The 19,873-nt window shown below is 66.6% G+C and carries 17 protein-coding genes and 7 tRNA genes; 19 read left to right on the top strand and 5 right to left on the bottom strand.

Annotated elements, in window-relative coordinates; translation table 11 throughout:
* The first annotated feature begins 106 nt into the window (after positions 1 to 106).
* The 6 genes from ACFIMZ_RS12735 to ACFIMZ_RS12710 all read left to right on the top strand — a co-directional run bounded on the left by ACFIMZ_RS12735 (position 107) and on the right by ACFIMZ_RS12710 (position 7,252).
* Positions 107 to 466: a hypothetical protein gene (locus ACFIMZ_RS12735; RefSeq protein ID WP_431819827.1), complete on the top strand. Its 360-nt coding sequence runs from the start codon at positions 107 to 109 to the stop codon at positions 464 to 466.
* A 208-nt stretch (positions 467 to 674) separates the two neighbouring features.
* Positions 675 to 2,549, top strand: coding sequence for an extracellular solute-binding protein (locus tag ACFIMZ_RS12730; protein WP_431819826.1), 1,875 nt, complete (start codon positions 675 to 677; stop codon positions 2,547 to 2,549).
* 46 nt (positions 2,550 to 2,595) lie between these two features.
* On the top strand, positions 2,596 to 3,639 hold the full coding sequence (locus ACFIMZ_RS12725; protein ID WP_431819825.1) for a microcin C ABC transporter permease YejB: 1,044 nt from the start codon (positions 2,596 to 2,598) through the stop codon (positions 3,637 to 3,639).
* Between the two features lie 84 nt (positions 3,640 to 3,723).
* A complete protein-coding gene (locus tag ACFIMZ_RS12720; protein ID WP_431819824.1) occupies positions 3,724 to 4,821 on the top strand; it encodes an ABC transporter permease in 1,098 nt (365 codons plus the stop codon).
* Positions 4,818 to 6,446 (top strand): ABC transporter ATP-binding protein, encoded by a 1,629-nt coding sequence (locus ACFIMZ_RS12715; protein ID WP_431819823.1) that lies wholly within the window; start codon positions 4,818 to 4,820, stop codon positions 6,444 to 6,446. The genes ACFIMZ_RS12720 and ACFIMZ_RS12715 overlap by 4 nt, the downstream gene beginning before the upstream one ends.
* Positions 6,447 to 6,574: 128 nt before the next feature.
* Complete coding sequence (locus ACFIMZ_RS12710; RefSeq protein ID WP_431819822.1) at positions 6,575 to 7,252, top strand: C40 family peptidase; 678 nt, start codon at positions 6,575 to 6,577, stop codon at positions 7,250 to 7,252.
* An 88-nt stretch (positions 7,253 to 7,340) separates the two neighbouring features.
* Here ACFIMZ_RS12710 and ACFIMZ_RS12705 read toward each other — a convergent pair whose 3' ends face one another.
* On the bottom strand, positions 7,341 to 8,273 hold the full coding sequence (locus ACFIMZ_RS12705; RefSeq protein ID WP_431819821.1) for a patatin-like phospholipase family protein: 933 nt from the start codon (positions 8,271 to 8,273) through the stop codon (positions 7,341 to 7,343).
* 273 nt (positions 8,274 to 8,546) lie between these two features.
* On the opposite strand from ACFIMZ_RS12705, the gene gltX reads away from it, so the two are divergent.
* The 9 genes from gltX to ACFIMZ_RS12660 all read left to right on the top strand — a co-directional run bounded on the left by gltX (position 8,547) and on the right by ACFIMZ_RS12660 (position 11,739).
* Complete coding sequence (gene gltX / locus ACFIMZ_RS12700) at positions 8,547 to 9,956, top strand: glutamate--tRNA ligase (protein ID WP_431819820.1); 1,410 nt, start codon at positions 8,547 to 8,549, stop codon at positions 9,954 to 9,956.
* Positions 9,957 to 10,073: 117 nt separating this feature from the next.
* Positions 10,074 to 10,149: transfer RNA gene (locus ACFIMZ_RS12695), tRNA-Ala, on the top strand.
* 136 nt (positions 10,150 to 10,285) lie between these two features.
* A tRNA-Glu gene (locus tag ACFIMZ_RS12690) sits at positions 10,286 to 10,361 on the top strand.
* An 81-nt stretch (positions 10,362 to 10,442) separates the two neighbouring features.
* Positions 10,443 to 10,519 (top strand) — tRNA-Asp (locus tag ACFIMZ_RS12685).
* Positions 10,520 to 10,582: 63 nt separating this feature from the next.
* A tRNA-Glu gene (locus ACFIMZ_RS12680) sits at positions 10,583 to 10,658 on the top strand.
* A 79-nt stretch (positions 10,659 to 10,737) separates the two neighbouring features.
* Positions 10,738 to 10,814, top strand: a tRNA-Asp gene (locus tag ACFIMZ_RS12675).
* Positions 10,815 to 10,878: 64 nt separating this feature from the next.
* A tRNA-Glu gene (locus tag ACFIMZ_RS12670) sits at positions 10,879 to 10,954 on the top strand.
* 73 nt (positions 10,955 to 11,027) lie between these two features.
* Positions 11,028 to 11,104: transfer RNA gene (locus tag ACFIMZ_RS12665), tRNA-Asp, on the top strand.
* Positions 11,105 to 11,274: 170 nt separating this feature from the next.
* A complete protein-coding gene (locus tag ACFIMZ_RS12660; protein ID WP_431819819.1) occupies positions 11,275 to 11,739 on the top strand; it encodes a GNAT family N-acetyltransferase in 465 nt (154 codons plus the stop codon).
* A gap of 18 nt (positions 11,740 to 11,757) precedes the next feature.
* Here ACFIMZ_RS12660 and ACFIMZ_RS12655 read toward each other — a convergent pair whose 3' ends face one another.
* Complete coding sequence (locus ACFIMZ_RS12655) at positions 11,758 to 12,636, bottom strand: AraC family transcriptional regulator (RefSeq protein ID WP_431819818.1); 879 nt, start codon at positions 12,634 to 12,636, stop codon at positions 11,758 to 11,760.
* Positions 12,637 to 12,894: 258 nt separating this feature from the next.
* Here ACFIMZ_RS12655 and rraA point away from each other — a divergent pair, with 258 nt between their 5' ends.
* A complete protein-coding gene (gene rraA, locus ACFIMZ_RS12650) occupies positions 12,895 to 13,392 on the top strand; it encodes a ribonuclease E activity regulator RraA (protein ID WP_431819817.1) in 498 nt (165 codons plus the stop codon).
* Between the two features lie 35 nt (positions 13,393 to 13,427).
* Positions 13,428 to 13,841, top strand: a complete 414-nt coding sequence (locus tag ACFIMZ_RS12645; RefSeq protein ID WP_431819816.1) for a gamma-glutamylcyclotransferase family protein — start codon at positions 13,428 to 13,430, stop codon at positions 13,839 to 13,841.
* A gap of 124 nt (positions 13,842 to 13,965) precedes the next feature.
* Here ACFIMZ_RS12645 and aceB read toward each other — a convergent pair whose 3' ends face one another.
* Positions 13,966 to 15,558 (bottom strand): malate synthase A, encoded by a 1,593-nt coding sequence (gene aceB, locus ACFIMZ_RS12640; RefSeq protein ID WP_431819815.1) that lies wholly within the window; start codon positions 15,556 to 15,558, stop codon positions 13,966 to 13,968.
* A 71-nt stretch (positions 15,559 to 15,629) separates the two neighbouring features.
* Complete coding sequence (locus ACFIMZ_RS12635; RefSeq protein ID WP_431819814.1) at positions 15,630 to 16,388, bottom strand: haloacid dehalogenase type II; 759 nt, start codon at positions 16,386 to 16,388, stop codon at positions 15,630 to 15,632.
* A 157-nt stretch (positions 16,389 to 16,545) separates the two neighbouring features.
* On the opposite strand from ACFIMZ_RS12635, the gene ACFIMZ_RS12630 reads away from it, so the two are divergent.
* Both ACFIMZ_RS12630 and ACFIMZ_RS12625 read left to right on the top strand, forming a co-directional pair.
* Complete coding sequence (locus tag ACFIMZ_RS12630) at positions 16,546 to 17,448, top strand: LysR family transcriptional regulator (protein ID WP_431819813.1); 903 nt, start codon at positions 16,546 to 16,548, stop codon at positions 17,446 to 17,448.
* Positions 17,449 to 17,601: 153 nt separating this feature from the next.
* Positions 17,602 to 18,036: a universal stress protein gene (locus tag ACFIMZ_RS12625; RefSeq protein WP_076475900.1), complete on the top strand. Its 435-nt coding sequence runs from the start codon at positions 17,602 to 17,604 to the stop codon at positions 18,034 to 18,036.
* 225 nt (positions 18,037 to 18,261) lie between these two features.
* On the opposite strand, the gene aceA is transcribed toward ACFIMZ_RS12625, so the two are convergent.
* On the bottom strand, positions 18,262 to 19,569 hold the full coding sequence (aceA, locus tag ACFIMZ_RS12620) for an isocitrate lyase (RefSeq protein ID WP_059739642.1): 1,308 nt from the start codon (positions 19,567 to 19,569) through the stop codon (positions 18,262 to 18,264).
* Between the last annotated feature and the right edge of the window lie 304 nt (positions 19,570 to 19,873).

Here is a 19,873-nt window from a genome sequence, read left to right as displayed (position 1 = left end):
GTCCGGGTTGCGATCCCGCGCATCAGTTCTTACAAACTTGAAATATGCGCGTGCGCTGCATGCCGCTATAGTCGAATCACCCACGAAACAACCAGAAGAGGAATCCATGAAGACCTTGCGTGTTGCGTCGCTCGTCACAGGCACTGCGGCGTTGCTCCTGTCGGGCGCAGCAATGGCGGGTGTCAATGTCGGGATCAACGTCGGCGTGCCGGCGCCGGTCTACGTCGCGCCCGCGCCGGTGTATGCGCCGCCGCCTCCGCCGCCGGTCATCTACCAGCCGGCGCCGGTGTATGCCGCGCCCATGTATGCGGTGCCCGCGCCGGCCATCGTGATCGGCTGGCACGGCGATCGCTACTGGGACGGCCGCCGCTACTGGGGGCGCGACGACTGGTATCGCCACCATCGCGGCTGGGACGACCGCGGCCACTGGGATCACGATCGCGGCCGTCACAACGGCTGGCGCTGATTTGCGGGCGAGCGCGCCGACTACGCGTCGATTGCGCACCGCCGCCGGGGCGGTTCCGGCTGCCGACGAACCCCACGCTTGTCGAAGCGTGGGGTTTTTGTTTTTCCGGCCTGAGCCGAAAACATGGGCGAATGCCGAATGGTGGCAGACCCATCCGAATGGGTAGAATGCGCGGACGTTGCCACCCTCAATCGATCGACAGGACTTTATGACGAAGGGTTTGCCCCGGACCGCCGCCGCGCGCGCCCGTTCCGGCGTGGTGCGGGCTGCCGGCCGCGCCGCGGCGGTGCTGCTGATGCAGGCCGTGCTCGCCGCGAGCGCCGCGCATGCCGCCTATGCGATCGCCCAGTACGGCGAGCCGAAATATCCGCCGGGCTTCGCGCATTTCGACTATGTGAATCCGGATGCGCCGAAGGGCGGCACGCTCGTGCTCGCGAACCCGAACCGGATGACGTCGTTCGACAAGTTCAACCCGTTTACGATGCGCGGCAATCCCGCGCCCGGCATCGAGATGCTGTTCGAGAGCCTGGCGACGGCCAGCCTGGACGAGCCCGCGTCCGCTTACGGGCTGCTTGCCGACGACATCGCGGTCGCGCCGGACCGCCTGTCGGTCACGTTCCACCTGAACCCGCGCGCGCGTTTCTCGAATGGCGACCCGGTGACGGCAGCCGACGTCCAGTACTCGTTCGACACGCTGAAGAGCAAGCAGGCGGCGCCGCAGTTCGCCGCGTACTTCGTCGACATCGCGCGCGCGGTGATCGTCGACCCGGCCACGGTGCGCTTCGAGTTCCGCCAGCGCAACCGCGAGTTGCCGCTGATTGCGGCCGCGGTGCCGGTGTTCTCGCGCAAATGGGGGCTGCGGGCAGACGGCACGCGCATCCCGTTCGACCAGCTCGCGTTCGAGCAGCCGATCGGCAGCGGGCCGTACCTGATCGAGCGCTACGACAACGGCCGCAACATCACGTACCGGCGCAACCCCGCGTATTGGGGCGCCGACCTGCCGGTGCGGGTCGGCACCCACAACTTCGAGCGGATCGTCTACAAGCTGTACGGCGACGGCGTCACGCGCCTCCAGGGGTTCAAGGCGGGCGAATACGACGTGCTCGTCGAGAACGTCGCGCGCAACTGGGTGCGGCACGACGTCGGCAAGCGCTTCGACAGCGGCGAGCTGATCAAGCGCGAATTCCGGCAGCACAACGGCGCGGGCATGCAGGGCTTCATGATGAACCTGCGCCGGCCGCAGTTCCGCGACGTGCGGGTGCGCCAGGCGCTCGACCTCGCGCTCGACTTCGAATGGCTGAACCGCCAGCTGTTCTACGGCGGCTACACGCGCCTCGACAGCTACTTTGCCGACACCGACCTGCAGGCGACCGGCATGCCGGGGCCGGGCGAGCTCGCGCTGCTCGACCCGCTGCGCGCCCAGCTCGACCCGGCGGTGTTCGGGCCGATGGTCGTGCAGCCGAACACGAACCCGCCCAACTCGCTGCGCGCGAACCTGCTGAAGGCGCGCGCGCTGCTCGCGCAGGCCGGCTGGACGTATCGCGACGGCGCGCTGCGCAACGCGCAGGGCGAGCCGTTCACGTTCGAGATCCTCGACGACGCGGGTTCCCCGTTCGAGCCGGTCGTGATCGCGTACCAGCGCAATCTCGCGAAGCTCGGCATCACGGTGAAGTTCCGCGTCGCCGACTACGCGCTGCTGCAAAAACGCATGGACGCGTTCGACTACGACATGACGACGATCCGCTACCTCGGGGTGCAGGTGCCGGGCGCCGAGCAGTTCTCACGCTACGGCAGCAAGTTCGCGGACCAGCCGGGTTCGGACAACGTCATCGGGCTCAAGTCGCCGGCCGTCGACGCGCTGCTGAGGGCGCTCGACGCCGCGCAGACCCGCGAGCAGCTGGTCGATGCGACGCGCGCGCTCGACCGCGTGCTGATGCACGGCTACTACGCGATCCCGCAGTGGTACAGCACGACGCACCGGGTCGCGTACAAGCGCACGCTCGGCCATCCGCAGACGCTGCCGCTGTACTATTCGGCGGAAGGCTGGGTCGTGTCGACCTGGTGGGTCAAGCCGGGCAGCTGAGCGCCGCGCGCCCCAACCGTTGTCAATCGATCGCGAGTCGACGCTTATGTGGAGCTACATCCTCAAACGCCTGCTGTTGATGATCCCGACGCTCGTCGGCGTGCTGACGCTCACGTTCGTCGTGATCCAGTTCGTGCCGGGCGGCCCGGTCGAGCAGGCCGTGCAGGAACTGCGCAAGGGCGCGACGGAGCAGGGCGCGGCGCCGTTCGGGATGCGCGCGCGTACCGGCGTCGATCCGCAGCAGGTCGCGCAGCTCAAGGCGCTGTACGGTTTCGACAAGCCGCCGCTCGAGCGCTACGTGCTGATGCTGAAGCACTTCGCGCGCTTCGATCTCGGCGACAGCTACTTCCGCCACCAGAGCGTGTGGTCGCTGATCGTGCAGAAGCTGCCGGTGTCGATCAGCATCGGCTTGTGGACGTTCTTCCTCACGTATCTGATCTCGGTGCCGCTCGGCATCGCGAAGGCCGTGCGCAACGGCTCGCCGTTCGACGTCGCGACGAGCCTCGTCGTGCTCGTCGGCTATGCGATTCCCGGCTTCGTGCTCGGCGTGCTGCTGCTCGTGCTGTTCGGCGGCGGCTCGTTCTGGCAGCTGTTCCCGCTGCGCGGGCTCACGTCGGACAACTTCGCGGCGCTGTCGACGGCCGGCAAGGTGCTCGACTACCTGTGGCACATCGCGCTGCCGATCACCGCGTCGGTCGTCGGCAGCTTCGCGGTCGTCACGATGCTCACGAAGAACGCGTTCCTCGACGAGATCCGCCGGCAATACGTGCTGACCGCACGCGCGAAGGGGCTGTCCGAGCGCCGCGTGCTGTGGAAGCACGTGTTCCGCAACGCGATGCTGCCGCTCATCGTCGGCTTTCCGGCCGCGTTCATCGGCGCGTTCTTCACCGGCAGCCTGCTGATCGAGACGTTGTTCACGCTCGACGGCCTCGGGCTGCTGTCGTACGAGTCGGTCGTGCGTCGCGACTACCCGGTCGTGCTCGGCACGCTGTACCTGTTCACGCTGATCGGCCTCGCGACCAAGCTGATCTCCGACCTCTGCTACGTGTGGGTCGACCCGCGCATTCAATTCGAAAACCTGGAGCGCTGAGATGAAACGACTCCCACGCTCGCATTGCCCGCGGCGTTTCGACGGTGGCACCGGCGCGGGCCGCGCCGCCCGCGGAGGGCGCGCATGAGCCAGGCCGCCGCACCGTCCCGCCTCGACGCGGCGCGCGCGCGCGTGTCGCCGTCGCCCGCGCGCCGCGTGTGGCGGCGCTTCACGCAGCAGCGCCTCGGCTACTGGAGCTTCGTGATCTTCGTCGTCGCGTTCGCCGCGAGTCTTGCCGCGCCGTTGTGGTCGAACGACAAGCCGCTCGTCGTCCGCTATGACGGCCACTATTACTTCCCGATGTTCAATGCGTATCCGGAGACGACCTTCGGCGGCGATTTCCCGACGCCCGCCGACTATCTCGATCCGTACGTCCGCAAGCGCCTCGAGGCGCCCGGCAATTTCGTCGTCTATCCGCCGAACCGCTACCATTACGACACGCTGAACTACTTCTCGCGCGTGCCGAATCCCGCGCCGCCGTCGCGCGAGAACTGGCTCGGCACGGACGCGCAGGGGCGCGACCTGCTGGCCCGGCTCGTCTACGGGTTTCGCGTGTCGGTCGAATTCGGGCTGGTCCTGACGCTGATCGGCACGCTCCTCGGCATTGCCGCCGGCGCGGTGCAGGGGTTCTTCGGCGGCCGCATCGACATCGTCGGGCAGCGGCTGATCGAGATCTGGAGCTCGCTGCCCGAGCTGTACCTGCTGATCATCTTCGCGTCGATCTTCGAGCCGAGCTTCCTGCTGCTGATCGTGCTGCTGTCGCTGTTCGGCTGGATCGGGCTTGCCGACTACGTGCGCGCCGAGTTCCTGCGCAACCGCACGCAGGACTACGTGCGCGCGGCGCGCGCGATGGGGCTCACGAACTGGCAGATCATCTGGCGCCACGTGCTGCCGAACAGCCTGACGCCGGTGATCACGTTCCTGCCGTTCCGGATGAGCGGCGCGATCCTCGCGCTCACGAGCCTCGACTTCCTCGGGCTCGGCGTGCCGCCGCCGACGCCGAGCCTCGGCGAGCTGCTCGCGCAGGGCAAGGGCAACCTCGACGCGTGGTGGATCTCGCTGTCGACGTTCGGCGTGCTGGTCGCGACGCTGCTGCTGCTGACCTTCATGGGCGACGCGCTGCGCAACGCGCTCGATACGCGGATCGCCGATTCCGTGCGGGCGGCGGGAGGCCAGCGATGAGCGCCGCCGCCGTATCGACGCCGCCGCAGGACGAGCCGCTGCTGTCGCTCGAGCGCCTGCGGGTCCGCTTCGGCGACACCGTCGCGGTCGACGACGTGACGCTCGCGATTGGCCGCGGCGAGCGCGTCGCGCTCGTCGGCGAGTCGGGGTCGGGCAAGAGCGTGACCGCGCTGGCGATCCTGCGCCTGCTGCGCGATGCGGAGGTCAGCGGCACGATCCGCTTCGCGGGCCAGGACCTCGCGGCCCGCAGCGAGCGCGAGATGCGCGGGCTGCGCGGCTCGGACATCGCGATGATTTTCCAGGAGCCGATGACGGCGCTCAATCCGCTGTATACGGTCGGTGCCCAGATCGCCGAGACGATCCGGCTGCACGACGGCGTGCCGGCGGCGCAGGCGCGCCGGCGCGCGATCGCGCTGCTCGCGCGCACCGGCATCGCGGAACCGGAGCGGCGCGTCGACAGCTATCCGCACCAGCTGTCGGGCGGCCAGCGGCAGCGCGCGATGATCGCGATGGCGCTCGCGTGCCGGCCGCGCCTGCTGCTCGCCGACGAGCCGACCACCGCGCTCGACGTGACGATCCGCGCGCAGATCGTCGAGCTGCTGCTGGAACTGCAGCGCGAGGAAGCCGAAAAGCGCGGGATGGCGATCCTGATGATCACGCACGACCTGAACCTCGTGCGGCACTTCGCCGAGCGCATCGCGGTGATGGAGGGGGGGCGGCTCGTCGAGAGCGGGGCGGTCGAGCGGATCTTCGCCGCGCCCGAGCATCCGTATACGCAGCGCCTGCTGAACAGCCGGCCACAGCGCGCGGTCGTGCCGGTGATGCCGATCGCGCCGGTGCTGCTCGACGCGCGCCACGTGACCGTGCAGTTCGCGCGCAAGCGCCCTGGCCTCGCGGGCTGGTTCAAGTCCGTGCCGGTGGCGGCGGTGTCGGACGTGTCCGTGTCGGTGCGGCAGGGCGAGACGCTCGGCGTGGTCGGCGAGTCGGGCTCCGGCAAGTCGACGCTCGCGATGGCCTTGCTCGGGCTGCAGAAGACCGCGCATGGCGAGATCGAATTCCAGGGGCGCGCGCTGTCGAGCTATCGCGGCCGCGAGCAGGCCGCGCTGCGCTCGAACATGCAGGTCGTGTTTCAGGATCCTTTCAGTTCGCTGTCGCCGCGCCACACGATCGAGCGGATCGTCGGCGAAGGGCTCGAGCTGCACCGCCCGGACCTGTCGGCCGACGCGCGGCGCGCGAAGTCGCTCGCGGTGCTGCGCGAGGTCGGCCTCGACCGCACGGTGATGCATCGCTATCCGCACGAGTTCTCCGGCGGGCAGCGCCAGCGGATCGCGATCGCCCGGGCGCTCGTGCTCGAGCCGCGCATCCTGATCCTCGACGAGCCGACGTCGGCGCTCGACGTGTCGATCCAGCAGCAGGTGCTGAAGCTGCTCGCGAGTTTGCAACAGAAATACAACCTCGGCTATGTGTTCATCAGCCACGACCTGGAGGTGATCGGCGCGATGGCGCACCGCGTCGCGGTGATGCAGGGCGGGGCGATCGTGGAGTCCGGCGACGTCGCCGACATCTTCACCAAGCCGTCACATCCTTACACACAAAAGCTGTTGAAAGCGGTCTGGAAAGCGTGATAGGACGCCAATGATCTGACCATCTCGATTGTATTTTTTAATTTGTTTTGACAAACGGATACGCGCTGGCTAGTATCGACCGAAATTTTCCGCCAATCAGCTGATTTTTAAGCACAATCCATCGACCAATGCAGCACCGATCCCTGACCCAGGCATGCGCGCGCGCCGTCGCCGGGATGTTTATCGGCGTCCTGTTCGCTGCAACTTCCGGCGCGTTCGCCGACGAAGCCAGCAGTTTTAATCAGAATGCCGCGAATTCGACTCAATCCGGGTCGGCTTCCTCCCAGAATACCCAAGCCAGCGCATCGTCGTCGACCGGCGGCGCGAAGTCGTTCCTGTCCGGCATGGCGGGCAAGGCGGGCGACGTCGTCGTCGGCGCGCTGAACATGATCGGCGTCCGCTACCGCTGGGGCGGCAACACGCCGGATTCGGGGCTCGACTGCAGCGGCTTCGTGCGCTACGTGTTCCAGGACACGCTCGGCATGTCGCTGCCGCGCCGTGCGGAAGAGATGAGCCGGGTCGGCGAGAAGGTGCGCGTGAGCGAGCTGAAGCCGGGCGACCTGGTGTTCTTCAATACGATGCGCCGCACGTTCTCGCACGTCGGCATCTACATCGGCGACAACAAGTTCGTGCATTCGCCGTCGACGGGCAGCACGATTCGCGTCGACGATCTCGACAGCACCTACTGGGAAAAGCGTTTCAACGGCGCGCGCCGGCTCGAGTCGCAGTTCCCGATGAAGGCCGACGATCTGCGCCAGCGCGTGCGCGCGACGATCGGCGACGACGCGGCGAACGGCAGCAACTGAGCGTTCCCCGGCAGCCGGATCGAAAACCCTGTCGCCTCAAAGGCGGCAGGGTTTTTTGTTTTTGGGGCAGTCGGCGCCTGGCGCTGCGTTATGTGGCGGTCGCGGCGGTTGCGGTGCGCGCCGCCGCGAGCTTGCGCTGCAGCTCGGGCATGATGCGCGCGACCGCTTCCTCGCCGGCGAGGATCGCCGCGTTGCGCTGGCTGAAGTCGCTGCCGCTCATCGCGTTGAGGTTCGGGCGAATCACGACGTCGGCGTACTTGTCGAGCTCGTAGGTCTTGATCGTCTGGCCCATGATCGTGAACGTCTGCAGCAGCATCTCGATCGGGTTGCCGGTCGCCGCGCCCTCCGGGCGCGCGGAGATGTCGACCGCGATCACGAAGGTCGCGCCCATCTTGCGCGCGTAAGACGCGGGCACCGGGCTCACGAGGCCGCCGTCGACATACTCGCGGTTGCCGATCTTCACCGGCTCGAACACCGACGGCACGCTGCTCGACGCGCGCACCGCGAGCCCCGTGTTGCCCTGCTGGAACAGGATTGGCTGGCCGTTCTGCAGATCCGTCGCGACGATGCCGAGCGGCTTCGCCATCTTCTCGATCGGCCGGTTGTTCAGCGTCTTGTTGATGAAGTTCTGCAGCGCGACGCCTTGCAGCAGGCCGCGCGAGCGGAACGGCAGCGCCCAGTCGCTGATCGCGGACTGGTCCATCTCGAGCGCGAGCTTGTTGAGCTGCAGCGCGTTCATGCCCGACGCATAGAGCGCGCCGACCACCGAGCCGGCGCTCGTGCCGGCGATGATCTCGATTGGAATGCCGCGCGCCTCGAGCCCCTTCAGCACGCCGATGTGCGCGAAGCCGCGCGCCGCGCCGCCGCCGAGCGCGATGGCGATCTTCACCGCCTTGTCGTGCGGCTGGACCGCGGCGGTGTTGTCGGGGCGGCTCTTGCCGCCGAGCGACGTGCAGGCGGCGAGGCTGGCGGAAGCGCACGCGATCGTGAACTGGCGGCGCGACAGGTGGGGGGACGACATCGAAGGTTCTCCAGCGTCGGGCGGCGGGCGACGGGCCCGCTGCGTCGGTAGGTTGGGGCGGTGCGGCGGGTGCCGCGCGGCCGGCGCGGCGCCGGCAAGGCGCCGCGGCGCGCACATCATAAAGCAAGCGCCGCGCTTGGCGCGATGTCCGGCGCGGGTATAATTTCGGCTTCTTTTCCGTTCCGGGCGTCGCCGGTCCCGTTGCTCTTCGGGCAGCCGCTGCCGACCCCGCGTCGAATCATTCACGCGCCCCAGGCGTTCGAGTTACCGTTTATGACCCGTCCTGTCCGTACCCGCTTCGCGCCGAGCCCCACCGGCTTCATCCACCTCGGCAACATCCGCTCCGCACTCTATCCGTGGGCGTTCGCCCGCAAGATGAAAGGCACGTTCGTGCTGCGCATCGAGGATACCGACGTCGAGCGCTCGTCGACGGAAGCGGTCGACGCGATCCTCGAAGGGATGCAGTGGCTCGACCTCGATTTCGACGAAGGCCCGTTCTACCAGATGCAGCGGATGGACCGCTATCGCGAGGTGCTCGCGAAGATGCTCGAAGAGGGGCTCGCGTACCCGTGCTACATGTCGACCGAGGAGCTCGACGCGCTGCGCGAGCGCCAGCGCGAAGCCGGCCTGAAGCCCCGCTATGACGGCACGTGGCGTCCCGAGCCGGGCAAGGTGCTGCCCGAGCCGCCCGCGGGCGTGAAGCCGGTGCTGCGCTTCCGCAACCCGCTGACGGGCACCGTCGCATGGGACGATGCCGTGAAGGGCCGCGTCGAAATCTCGAACGACGAACTCGACGATCTCGTGATCGCGCGCCCGGACGGCACGCCGATGTACAACTTCTGCGTGGTGGTCGACGACCTCGACATGGGGATCACGCACGTGATCCGCGGCGACGACCACGTGAACAACACGCCGCGCCAGATCAACATCCTGCACGCGCTCGGCGGCGAAGCGCCGGTATATGCGCACCTGCCGACCGTGCTCAACGAGCAGGGCGAGAAGATGAGCAAGCGTCACGGCGCGATGAGCGTGATGGCGTACCGCGACGCGGGCTACCTGCCGGAAGCGGTCGTGAACTACCTGGCGCGCCTCGGCTGGTCGCACGGCGACGCCGAAATCTTCTCGCGCGAGCAGTTCGTCGAGTGGTTCGACCTCGAGCATCTCGGCAAGTCGCCGGCGCAGTACGACCACAGCAAGCTGAACTGGCTGAACAACCACTACATCAAGGAAGCGGACAACGCGCGTCTCGCCGCGCTGTCGAAGCCGTTCTTCGAGGCGCTCGGCATCGACGACGCGGCGCTCGCGAGCGGCCCGGACCTCGCGGCGGTGATCGGCCTGATGAAGGATCGTGCGTCGACGCTCAAGGAAATCGCAGAGGGTGCGGCGATGTTCTACCGCGTGCCGGCGCCGGATGCCGAAGCGCTTGCGCAGCACGTGACCGATGTGGTGCGCCCGGCGCTGGCCGAACTCGCGGCGGCGCTGAAGACGGTCGAGTGGAGCAAGGAGGCGATCTCGGCCGCGCTGAAGGCGGCGCTGGCTGCGCATAAGCTGAAGATGCCGCAGCTGGCGATGCCGGTGCGCCTGCTGGTTGCGGGCACGACGCATACGCCGTCGATCGACGCGGTGCTGATGCTGTTCGGTCGTGACGCCGTCGTGTCGCGTATCGAGGCCGTGCTGGCCTGAGATTCGAGCATTCGCGAAGCCGCCGGTGGGCGGCTTCGCAAAAAATTTTGCTCGAATCGCAAAAAGGGTATTTACAAGCTCAAAGTTGGTCCATATAATCTCATTTCTGTTCTGCAAGGGGGTATAGCTCAGCTGGGAGAGCGCTTGCATGGCATGCAAGAGGTCAGCGGTTCGATCCCGCTTACCTCCACCAACAGAACAAACAAATCGGTTCGCGAAGCAGGGTAGTTAAAAAATGCTTCACAAAACGATTTAAAGCAGTTAGAATTTCGGCCTTCGTTGTTGATGAAAAATTAATAGCGGAAGCCAGACAGATCTGAAAAGATTTTGTCCCCTTCGTCTAGAGGCCTAGGACATCACCCTTTCACGGTGAGTACAGGGGTTCGAATCCCCTAGGGGACGCCAGATTCAGCGGCGTTTCGATGGAAGTGTCGCGAAGCTTGCAGGAACGTAACCGACGTCCTGCGGGTTAGGGTTAAGGAAGTTGGAGCGGTAGTTCAGTCGGTTAGAATACCGGCCTGTCACGCCGGGGGTCGCGGGTTCGAGTCCCGTCCGCTCCGCCAGAACGAAGCCCGTTCAAGACGTTTTTGAGCGGGCTTTTGTATTAAAGGTGTAAGCAGTACGTTGTCCCCTTCGTCTAGAGGCCTAGGACATCACCCTTTCACGGTGAGTACAGGGGTTCGAATCCCCTAGGGGACGCCAGATTCAGCGGCGTTTCGATGGAAGTGTCGCAGGCTTGCAGGGATGTCATCGACGTCTGCGGGCCAGGGTGAAGAAAGCTGGAGCGGTAGTTCAGTTGGTTAGAATACCGGCCTGTCACGCCGGGGGTCGCGGGTTCGAGCCCCGTCCGCTCCGCCAGAACGAAGCCCGTTCAAGACGTCATTTGAGCGGGCTTTTGTATTAAAGATGTAAGCAGTACGTTGTCCCCTTCGTCTAGAGGCCTAGGACATCACCCTTTCACGGTGAGTACAGGGGTTCGAATCCCCTAGGGGACGCCAGATTTCGGCGTCGTTCGAACAAACGATGCGCCGGCAGGAAGCAACCGACGCCTGCCAGGCAAGCAGCAAGACTGGAGCGGTAGTTCAGTCGGTTAGAATACCGGCCTGTCACGCCGGGGGTCGCGGGTTCGAGTCCCGTCCGCTCCGCCAAAAAAGAGAATGCCCGCCTTGCGCGGGCATTTTCGTTTGTACCGTCTCCCAGACCTCCCACCCGCTCAAGCGGGTTTTCTTTTTTGAGCCCGGCGCGATACGAACAAATCACGATTGCATCCGCACCGGACTGCGCTATCGTGGCGAGATGCGTCCTTGATCATCGCGCGATGCTCGATCCCACCGACCTGCGACTCCTGTATCAGCTCCGCCCCGCGGAGCCCGGCGATTTTCCGTTTGCCGAAGCGCTGACGCACGGCAACATGGGCGGCTATTACAAGCGCCACGGGCTCGTGTGGCGCAGTGACCTGTTCTACGCGAGCTGGCGCGAGTCCGAGAACTTCATCCTCGAAGCCGACGGCGAGCGGATCGGCGTGCTCCGCGTCACGGAAGAGGGCGATTCGCTGCATATCCGCGACGTGCAGATCGCAGCCGGCCATCGCGGACACGGCGCCGGCACCTACCTGCTCGAGATGTCGCACCGCTGGGCGAGGGCGCGCGGGCTGAGCGAGCTCCAGTTGCGCGTGTTCGTCGACAATCCCGCCGCGCGGCTGTATCTGCGCATGGGCTATCGCGTGACCGGATCGCGGTTCGCGCAGCTCGGTGCGATCCGGCACATGGTGCGGCCGGTCTGACGCCCGCACACTGCCGTCTCACGGCTGGCGGTCCGCCGGGTCGTCGTTCGGTTGTCCGTTGCTTTCCGTCATGCCTTCGGCGGCCTCGTGCGCGTGACCGCGCAGCATGAACGCGCGCGGGCTTTCGCCGAAGGCGCGCCGGAACATCGCGGAGAACGCGCTCTGGCTCCGGTAGCCGAGTTCGTGCGCGATACGCGACAGCGGACGCCCCTGGTTCAGCAGCGGAATCGCGCGCGCGAGCAGCGCCTGCTGCCGCCATTGCGAAAAGCTCACGCCCAGCTCCTGCTTGAACAGTCGTGAAATCGTGCGCGTGCTCGCGCCGACCTCGCCCGCCCAGTGTTCCAGCGATTCCGCATGCGCGGGCTGCGCGAGCACCGCTTCGCACAGCGTGCGCAGCCGCTTCTCGTCGGGCATCGGCACCGACAGCGGCAGCGGTTCGGCGTGGCTCAGTTCGTCGAGCACCAGTGCGCAGAGCAGGCGTTCGCGGGCCGCGCCCAGGTCGCGTGCGTCGAGCGCGACGATCAGCTCGCGCAACAGCCCCGTCACCTCGACGACGCGGCATGCGTCGAGCCCGCCCGGCACGATCGACTCGTCGATATACAGCGTGCGCAGGTACGCGTCCTCGACGATCAGGACCTCGTGCGTCACGTGCGGCGGCACCCAGATGGCCCGCGACGGCGGCACCATCCACGTTGTTCCCGTCGTCGCCATGCGCAGCACGCCGCGCGACGCATAGGCGAGCTGCGCCCATGCGTGCGTGTGACGCGGGATGCGCGCGCCGGCGGGAACGGGCCGCGCGCGCACGCGCATCGGGTGGACGGGCGTCGGCGCGAATTCCGGCGGAATGTCGATGGTGTCGCGATGAGCGGGCTCGTCGGCGCGGGCGGACGGATTCATGGGCAATTCGGACGGTACGGCAGCGATGCCGTTATTTTAGAAGGCCCGCACATCTGCGCGCGGCGGCTTTTTTCAGTCGATAATGCAACGTTAGATTGAACCTAGTATGCGACCGGACCTGGCGCTGAAGCGCCGACTCCGGTCGACCGCACAGCATGGGACCGGAGTAAGCGCTGAAGCGCCAACTCCGGTCGACCGCGAAGCATGGGACCGGAGTAGGCGCTGAAGCGCCAACTCCGGTCGACAGGAGACGATGACATGACGACGTTTGCGACAACCGACCTCTGCGACGCCCACGAAGACCAGCTCGCGGCCGGCACCCTGCGCGTGCTCGCGCCGACGCTGCGCCCGTACGGCGGCGCGGCGCGTTTCGCAGGACCCGCGGCGACGCTCAAGCTGTTCGAGGACAACACGCTCGTGCGCGCCGCGCTCGAGCAGGACGGCGCCGGGCGCGTGCTGGTGGTCGACGGCGGCGGCAGCCAGCGTTGCGCGCTCGTCGGCGGCAACCTCGGCGCGCTGGCCGAGAAGAACCATTGGGCCGGTATCGTGGTCTATGGATGCGTGCGCGATTCGGCTGAATTGCGCGCGTGCAACGTCGGCGTGCTCGCGCTCGCGACGCATCCACGCAAGAGCGACAAACGCGGGGCCGGTGAACGGGACGTTCCCGTCACGGTGCTCGGCACGCGAATCGCCCCCGGCGAATGGATCTACGCCGACGAGGACGGCGTGCTCGTCAGCGCGACGCCGCTGACCTGACACGGCAACACACGAATCGAAGAAGGAGAAACACGATGCGCCACGTATTCGTCTACGGCACGTTGAGAGCGGGGGAGGCCAACGATATCGGCCATGCGGCTGCGCGGCACGGCATCGCGGCGCCGACGCTCGTCGGCGCGGCCGCGCTGCCGGGCGAACTGTACGATTTCGGCACGTATCCGGGCATGGTCGCGGTGGCGGACGGGAAGACGCTCGTCTGGGGTGACGTCTATGAAGTCGACGAGCAGCTCGTCCCCGTGCTCGACGAGATCGAGCGCATGTATCCGGGCGTCGACACCCTGTTCAGGCAGGAAGCGGCGAGTGTCGAACTCGGCGGCCGGCAGTATGCGTGCCTGTATTACCCGGTCGCCGCGCATGCGGTGTCGGACAAGCCCCGCATCGTGTCGGGCGACTGGGTCCAGCATCGGCGCGAACGGGAAGCCGCCTGAGCGGGCGCGCGTCGCGCCAAAGAAAAAAGCGCCCCGCGGGGCGCTTGAACCGGATGGCCAGCCTGACCGAGGCAGCCCGATCGGCTTGCGCTGATCGGGCTTTTTTCATGCGGCCGCGACGCGGTCAGATTTCCTCGTACAGCGGCAGCGTCAGGAATTCGGTGAAGCCTTCCGACGTCGACATCTGCTCGAAGATCGCCGCGGCGCGCTCGTACGGCTGCGTATTGCCGCCGACCGACCGCTTCACGTTCTCCAGCTCGGCCTTCGCATAGTCGCGCACCAGTTCCGCCGTCACCTTGCGGCCGTCGTCGAGCACGCCCTTCGGCGAGCGGATCCACTGCCACACCTGCGAGCGGGAGATTTCGGCCGTCGCCGCGTCTTCCATCAGGTTGTGGATCGGCACGCAACCGTTGCCGTCGAGCCACGCGCCGAGGTAGTGGATGCCGACGTTGATGTTGTTGCGCAGGCCGGCTTCGGTAATCGGCGCCGCCGGCTGGAAGTCGAGCAGGTTCTTGCCTTCGATCTGCACGTCGTCGCGCTGCTTCGCGATCTGGTTGGGCTTGTCGCCGAGCACCTTCACGAATTCCTCCATTGCGATCGGCACGAGGCCCGGGTGTGCAACCCAGCCGCCGTCGTAGCCGTCGGTCGCGTCGCGCTGCTTGTCCGAGCGCACGCCGCCCATCGCCTTGTCGTTCGCTTCCGGGTCGTTCTTGATCGGGATCAGCGCGCTCATCCCGCCGATCGCCGGCGCGTTGCGCTTGTGGCAGGTCTTCAGCAGCAGCAGCGCGTAGGCGCGCATGAACGGCACCGTCATCGTGATCTTCGAACGGTCGGCCAGGCAGAAGTCGCGGTCGTTCTTGAACTTCTTGATCGCCGAGAAGATGTAGTCCCAGCGGCCCGCGTTCAGGCCCGAGCTGTGCTCGCGCAGCTCGTACAGGATCTCGTCCATCTCGAACGCGGCGAGGATCGTCTCGATCAGCACGGTCGCGCGGATCGTGCCGCGCGGGATGCCGACCTGTTCCTGCGCGGCGACGAAGATGTCGTTCCACAGGCGCGCCTCGAGATGGCTTTCCATCTTCGGCAGATAGAAGTACGGGCCCGAGCCGCGCGCGATCAGCTCCTTCGCGTTGTGGAACAGGAACAGCGCGAAGTCGAAGATGCCGCCGGACACGCGCTGGCCGTCGACCGTCACGTGCTTTTCGTCGAGGTGCCAGCCGCGCGGACGCACGATCAGCGTCGCGACCTTGTCGTTGAGCTTGTACGACTTGCCGTTCTGCTCGAGCGAGATCGTGCGGCGGATCGCGTCCTTGAGGTTGATCTGGCCGTCGATCTGGTTGGTCCAGCTCGGCGCGTTCGAATCCTCGAAGTCCGTCATGTACGAATCGGCGCCCGAGTTCAGCGCGTTGATGATCATCTTGCGCTCGACGGGGCCGGTGATCTCGACGCGGCGGCATTGCAGGTCGGCGGGCAGCGGCGCGACCTTCCAGTCGCCCTCGCGGATCGCCTTCGTGTCGGCCAGGAAGTCGGGGCGCTCGCCGGCGTCGAGGCGCTTCGTGCGTTCGACGCGCGCCTGCAGCAGGGCCTGGCGACGCGGCTCGAACGTGCGGTGCAGCGCCGCGACGAGTTCGAGCGCCGCGGGCGTCAGGATTGCTTCGTAGCCCGGACGGATCTCGCCGGTAATCGCCATGCCTTGCGGCAGCGTGAGCGTGGTGGTCATGAGTCTCATCTCCTTGGTCGGTCAGTTGCGGTTTCGGTGAAAGGGGGAAGGGGCCGGCAGCAATGCGAGCGTTACGCGCCCGGGCCGGGGCGCGCGCGGCTGGCATGTCTGCCGGACGGAGCCGGGGTGGCGAGGAACGCGAGCAGGTCGGCCATGCCGGCGCCGGTGCCGTCGGGCGGCGCGCCGAGTTCCTCGGCGGGAGCGCCCGTGCGGTTGAGCCAGAACGTCGTGTAGCCGAACCACGCGGCGCCCGTCACGTCCCAGCCGTTCGACGACACGAACACGATGTCGCGCGAATTCGGCCCGAACGCGTCGGTGCCGAGCGCGTAGGCGGCCGGGCACGGCTTGTAAGCGCGCACCGCGTCGACCGACAGTACGCGATCGAACAGGCCGGTCATGCCGGCGCTCTTCACCGCGATGTCGAGCATCTGCGGGTTGCCGTTCGACAGGATCGCGAGTTGCGGACGCGGGTCGAGTGCGCGCAGCTTGCGCAGCGCGGGCACCGTGTCGGGGTAGGTGGACAGGCACGCGTATTCGTCCATCAGGCGCTTCTCGGCGGCGCTGTTGAGCGTGAGGCCGAGCGCGCGCGCGGCGAACCGCAACGCGTCGTGCGTGATGTCCCAGAACGGGCGGTAGCGCGCGCCGGCCGGGTCGGCGAGCGTGCGCAGCTGCGTGTATTCGATTTGCTTGCGTCGCCACAGCTGCGACAGCCGTTCCCCGTGGCCGGGGAACATCTGCTCTGCCGCGGCCACGACCGCGTGCACGTCGAACAGCGTGCCGTAAGCGTCGAAGAGGATGGCGGCAGGAGAGAGTGTCGTTGTGGCCGACATAGCCTTGCGCTCCAGTTTCAGAGGTCGGAAACGATTTTATTCGTGATCATCGGTGCCAAAAAAGACGCTAAACATCACTTGATCTTTTACTTTCATATACCTAATCTGGAGCCGCTTCAGTCAACATGAAGGACGGTTGCGGCCGTCCTCCCGATTCATGGACCGGTTCAAACAGATCGAAACGTTCGCCGCGGTCGCGGCGAAAGGCAGCCTGTCGGCGGCCGCGCACGCGGAAGGGGTCGCGCCCGCGATCATCGGCCGCCGCCTCGACGCGCTCGAGGAGCGGCTCGGCGTCAAGCTGCTGGTGCGCACGACGCGCAAGCTCACGCTGACCTTCGAGGGCTCGGCCTTCCTCGAGGATTGCCAGCGCGTCATCAACGACATGCAGAACGCGGAGGCGAGCGTGTCCGCGGGCGGCGTGAAGGCGAGCGGCCACCTGCGGATCTCCGCGCCGGCCGGCTTCGGCCGGCGGCACGTCGCGCCGCTCGTGCCCGAATTCAGCTGCGCGCATCCGGACGTGTCGGTCACGCTCGACCTGTCCGACCGGATGGTCGACCTCGTCAACGAGGGCTTCGATTGCGCGGTGCGGCTCGGCGAGCTGCCCGACTCGTCGCTGGTGTCGCTGAAGCTCGGCGAGAACCGCCGCGTGTGCGTCGCGTCGCCCGCATATCTCGCGCGGCGCGGCACGCCGGCCACGCTCGCGGAGCTCGCGCGGCACAACTGCCTCGCGCTCGCCGCGAACGCGAACCAGCAACGCGGCTGGTCGTTCCTGGAGGACGGCAAGGTCGTGTCGATCCGCGTGAGCGGCACGATGGAATGCTCGGACGGCGCGGTCCTGCACGAGTGGTGCCTGGCGGGGTACGGCCTCGCGTGGCGCTCGTGGTGGGAGGTCGGCGACGACATCGCGGCCGGCCGCCTCGTCAGCGTGCTGGACGCGTTCGCAGCGCCGCCGATCGGCATTCACGCGGTGTTCCCGCAGCGCCGGCATTTGCCGTTGCGCGTGCGGCTGTTCCTCGATTACCTGAAACACACCTACGAGCGTCCCGGGTATTGGGGGTAGGATGCGTCGATCCTCGCCGCTTCCGCCGCCCGCGCGTTTCCGATATGAGGGCGAACCCGCTGCCGGGGCCGGTGGTCGGTTTTCGCACACTACAATCGAAACAGGCACCCCGGGCGCGCGGCCTGCGGGGCGCGACTGACGATGGAGGGCGCGATGTTCAAGCACATCCTCGTTCCGACCGACGGGTCCGACCTGTCGAAGAAGGCGATTGACGGCGCGATCGATCTCGCCCGGGCGGTCGGCGCGCGCGTGACCGCGTATGCGTGCCTGCCGCAGTATCCGTACTCGCCGTTCTCCGAAGTGATCATCGAGCCGCCCGCCGATTTCAGGGCGCGCAGCGAACGCGAGGCGCGCACGCACCTCGACGAGGTCGAGTCCGCCGCACGGGAGGCGGGGGTCGACTGCGATACCTGGACGAGCGTGCATCCGTCGCCGTATCTCGGCATCATCGAGGCGGCCGAACGCGGCGGCTGCGACGTGATCTTCATGGCGTCGCACGGGCGCCGCGGGCTCGGCAGCCTGCTGATCGGCAGCGAGACGCAGCGCGTACTGACCCATACGAAAATTCCGGTGATCGTTTATCGGTAGGCGCGGCGACCGGCGGGCACAGGCCGGTCGGTCGACGCTGAAAGCTGCGCGCGCCGGGCAAGGCCGGCGCGCGTTTTGTCGCATGCGGCCCGCAGGCCGTGCGGCACGTCGCGCGTCTGCCGCCGCGCGCATGCCGTCTCCTCCCCTGTTGCTCCTTCGCGGTTCAGGCGCCGACGCCGCGCCGTCGCATGACCGGCGGGCGTCGGCATGATGCCGTGACGGGTCTCAGGCGACCTTCTTGCCGTCGAAGAACTGCTCGTCTTCGGTCGAACCGTGCAGCGCGGTCGTCGACGCTTCGCGCTCGACCGTCTGCGTGACCGCGTCGAAGTAGCCGGTGCCGACTTCGCGCTGGTGCTTGACCGCGGTGAAGCCCTTGTCGGCTGCCGCGAACTCGGCCTGCTGCAGTTCGACGAACGCGCTCATCTGCGTGCGGGCATAGCCGTGCGCGAGGTTGAACATCGAGTAGTTCAGCGCATGGAAGCCGGCCAGCGTGATGAACTGGAACTTGTAGCCCATCGCGCCAAGTTCCTTCTGGAACTTCGCGATCGTCGCGTCGTCGAGGTTCTTCTTCCAGTTGAACGACGGCGAGCAGTTGTACGACAGCAGCTTGCCCGGGAACTGCTTGTGGATCGCCTCCGCGAATTTCTTCGCGTACTCGAGATCCGGCTTGCCCGTTTCGCACCAGATCAGGTCGGCGTACGGCGCATACGCGAGACCGCGCGAGATCGCCTGCTCGAGGCCCGGCTTCGTGCGGAAGAAGCCTTCGACCGTGCGCTCGCCCGTCAGGAACGGCTTGTCGTTGTCGTCGATGTCCGACGTGATCAGGTCCGCCGCTTCCGCGTCGGTGCGCGCGACCAGCACGGTCGGCGTGCCCATCACGTCGGCCGCGAGACGCGCCGCCGCGAGCTTCGCGACGGCTTCGCGCGTCGGCACGAGCACCTTGCCGCCCATGTGGCCGCACTTCTTCACCGAGGCGAGCTGGTCTTCGAAGTGGACGCCCGATGCGCCGGCCTCGATCATCGCCTTCATCAGCTCGAACGCGTTCAGCACGCCGCCGAATCCGGCTTCCGCGTCAGCGACGATCGGCGCGAAGAAGTCGACGTAGCCTTCGTCGCCCGGGTTCTTGCCTTCCGACCACTGGATCTGGTCGGCGCGCGTCAGCGTGTTGTTGATGCGCTTCACGACCTGCGGCACCGAGTTCGCCGGGTACAGCGACTGGTCCGGGTACATTTCGCCCGCGACGTTCGCGTCGCCCGCGACCTGCCAGCCGGACAGGTAGATCGCCTTGAGGCCGGCCTTCACCTGCTGCATGGCCTGGTTGCCGGTCAGCGCGCCGAGCGCGTTGACGAACGGCTCGTTGTTGATCAGGGTCCAGAGCTTTTCCGCGCCGCGCTTCGCGATCGTGTGCTCGACCTGGAGCGAGCCGCGCAGGCGGACCACGTCCTCAGCCGTATAGGTGCGCTTGATGCCCTTCCAGCGCGGATCGGTTTCCCATTGCTTTTGCAGTTCCTGTGCCTGTTGCTGACGCGACATGATGTGCTCCTAGAAGGGGTGTTGCCTGAACCGGGATGAATCGAACGGTGCTCATGCAGTTCGCGAGGCGGGGAGTGGGGCGTTCCGGTTCGCGAAGTCTTGTATAAGAGTCTAGGTAAATCGCAGGTTGCGAAACAGGGGCTTTCTCAGGAAGTTCTTAAATTTTTAACCGTTATAAATCAACGGTTTGGGATGTATATTTCGAGATAAGAAATGCCTTTTTCCATCCTGCAATGTCACGTGTTGTGCCACGCAACATGATTTTTTACGACACAAAAAAATTTTTCGTATCGTGAAATGTCGG

The sequence above is a fragment of the Burkholderia sp. F1 genome (genome assembly GCF_050813845.1).
GTDB classification, from domain to species: Bacteria; Pseudomonadota; Gammaproteobacteria; order Burkholderiales; family Burkholderiaceae; genus Burkholderia; species Burkholderia ubonensis.
Note: the sequence above shows the minus strand (reverse complement) of the source record. Positions and strands in the feature narration are given on the sequence as shown.